Here is a 2123-nt window from a genome sequence, read left to right on the forward strand (position 1 = left end):
GCAAGGTGCTGGATGCGTTCCTGCTGGTTGATGATGAGGGCGGTTTGTTTAGAGAAATCATCAGACAATTCTTTATATTTCCTACTGAGTTCCTCATAATCCTTCACTACTACCCAAAGCGCGGCCAGCAATGATACAGAAATGACAATAAATGCGTACAATTGCCATCTCATAGCAGCTCAAACGCTTTTTCAAACGTCGCCTCGGAGTAAGGTTGCTTGCCGTTCTCGTGGCGGATAATGGACTTAGCCAAAGCAATCAGGGTTGATTTATTCACTTCGAGAACTTGGTGAGGTTCGACACCCATAGACTGAGCAACGCCCTTGATATACGCTGCTGTATTATTGCCATCGCTTGGTGGTGCCCAACGGTTTATCATTTTAGCCACACTCTTGTAACCGTTACCGTGGTAATTGATGAGCAGCTTTATCAGTGCCCTGATACCAAACTCAGCCGACTCAAAACAACAGAACCGCTTTTCGATATTCAGATCATGCGGTAACTGACCCTGCCACTTATTCGCCGGGTTATGGTCAATGTTGCCGGGATTGTTATTGCGTATGCCTCTGGTCATCTGTTCACCCCGAATTTGTTTTTAAAGAAGGTAAAGATTGCATCCACAATCGACCCAATCTTCTTGGTGCCCAAAAAGCCAATGAGTACACCGAAGAACTGGGCGAGGCTTAGTGGCAGTTGCGCATATTCCAGCGCGTTAATAATCCCGACACTGATTGCCGCACAAATAAAGGCTTCAACTAAGGAAGCCTTCCAACCTGAACCGTCCCTTTTCTCTCGGGCAAGTGCGGTCGATGCCGCCAGAAACATCCCGCCAAGAAAGGGCGCATTGATAATTAACCAGTCCCAAACGTGAGACACAGAATTCTGTGTCTTTTTCAATCATGCGCATATTCCACCCCATTAGAACAATGGGCGTCCGTGGGGTGAGAGAGTCGCCCCTGTGAGTTGAGTTAATAGGATGCCGTTATCAGAATTCCGATATCGGATTATTTTCAAATAGTTAGGATGCCAGCCGCAATGCATGTATACGGATGTGATAAGAGTGATTGCGGTGGCAAATACGAAAAAGGCCACGCCGGAGCGTAGCCTTATGTGTCATTTAATAAACTTTAAATCGTCTTTCCTGTGTCGCTTTTGTGCCTGATAAAAGTTTTCATGAGAACCAAAATTTAACAGGTATAGCTCTATCTTTTCTTCAACCCAATGATACCCAAGCAATGTTAGCTGGTTGTTTAACTGAAATTTGTGAACGCGAAGAAAACTTAAATCGCCTTTCTTCTGCTCGCCAATTTCTGGGTTGTCGATAATTTTCTCTATCTCATCTTCCACTACTGCAAGAAGATTTTCAGGTAATTTAGATAACGCTTTAGAGAAACGTCTTGTTTCATAAACATCAATCTTAGGACTTTTTTGTCCTTCTGACATAACGCGACACCTTACCATTGTTGACTTCGCTTTTTGCTAGCAACGAATCAAGGATAAAGGAGTACGGCAAATCTGGGTTATCTTCGGCGATGCGACCTATTTTTGCCCAATGTTCGATTTGCTTTGGCACACTCCTGCTTGAAGCTTCTGCGTGAATTTTGACATCACTCACGAAGTCATCATCTAAACGGACACTGACAGCCATTTGGTTAACCCTCTTCGATGGTTTGTACTACATGCGGAGCGGACGCATACGCTTTCGGAAGCGCACTTAAAATATGCACCATTTTGTCTAATAATGCAATCTTTTGTCGCAAAAAAACATTGTATGGTTTCGCGATATGCCAGAACCACTTGAATTTGTTCCGATATGGGAATTCACATATCGAGATTTTGAACTAGTCGGCCTGACCGACTGGTTGCGTCTTGGAACTTGTAATACTTACAGGTTGAACTATCCGGTATTTCCGGTGAGTTGGGGGTTATCTATGGGGATCGAGGTGTTAACCAAACCGTGCAAAATCAACATTAACATATTGATTTATAGATACTATATGTGTTGACCGACCCCGATCGAGTTGTAAACTCGAAGTTGGCAACTGCTCGTTAATCTCCTGCTCAATCTGCCTAAACCGCTCTTCTTCCAGTTCAACCCCCAAAACACGGCGATTGAGTTTTAA

Annotated in this window: 4 protein-coding genes; all 4 read right to left on the reverse strand. The window is 44.0% G+C overall.

What is annotated here, in order from left to right; all coding sequences use genetic code 11:
* Positions 1–169 precede the first annotated feature (169 nt).
* The gene (locus FE394_RS18925) at positions 170–574 is read right to left on the reverse strand and encodes a structural protein (RefSeq protein WP_319927870.1); all 405 of its coding nucleotides are present in this window, start codon (positions 572–574) and stop codon (positions 170–172) included.
* A complete protein-coding gene (locus tag FE394_RS18930) occupies positions 571–897 on the reverse strand; it encodes a phage holin, lambda family (protein ID WP_319927871.1) in 327 nt (108 codons plus the stop codon). The genes FE394_RS18925 and FE394_RS18930 overlap by 4 nt, the downstream gene beginning before the upstream one ends.
* A 216-nt stretch (positions 898–1113) precedes the next feature.
* Entirely contained in the window at positions 1114–1443 is a 330-nt protein-coding gene (locus FE394_RS18935) for a type II toxin-antitoxin system RelE/ParE family toxin (protein ID WP_319927872.1), read from the reverse strand.
* Positions 1418–1648 carry a ParD-like family protein gene (locus FE394_RS18940; RefSeq protein ID WP_319927873.1) on the reverse strand — a complete coding sequence of 77 codons (231 nt, stop codon included), beginning with the start codon at positions 1646–1648 and terminating at the stop codon, positions 1418–1420. Before FE394_RS18940 ends, FE394_RS18935 begins: the two co-directional genes overlap by 26 nt.
* Between the last annotated feature and the right edge of the window lie 475 nt (positions 1649–2123).

The sequence above is a fragment of the Xenorhabdus littoralis genome (genome assembly GCF_033949345.1).
GTDB lineage: Bacteria > Pseudomonadota > Gammaproteobacteria > Enterobacterales > Enterobacteriaceae > Xenorhabdus > Xenorhabdus littoralis.

What these genes read in the sequence shown, in the direction of transcription:
- FE394_RS18935 (WP_319927872.1), bottom strand. Translation starts at nt 1,443, where the DNA reads ATGTCAGAAGGACAAAAAAGTCCTAAGATTGATGTTTATGAAACAAGA.
- FE394_RS18940 (WP_319927873.1), bottom strand. Translation starts at nt 1,648, where the DNA reads ATGGCTGTCAGTGTCCGTTTAGATGATGACTTCGTGAGTGATGTCAAA.
- FE394_RS18925 (WP_319927870.1), bottom strand. Translation starts at nt 574, where the DNA reads ATGACCAGAGGCATACGCAATAACAATCCCGGCAACATTGACCATAAC.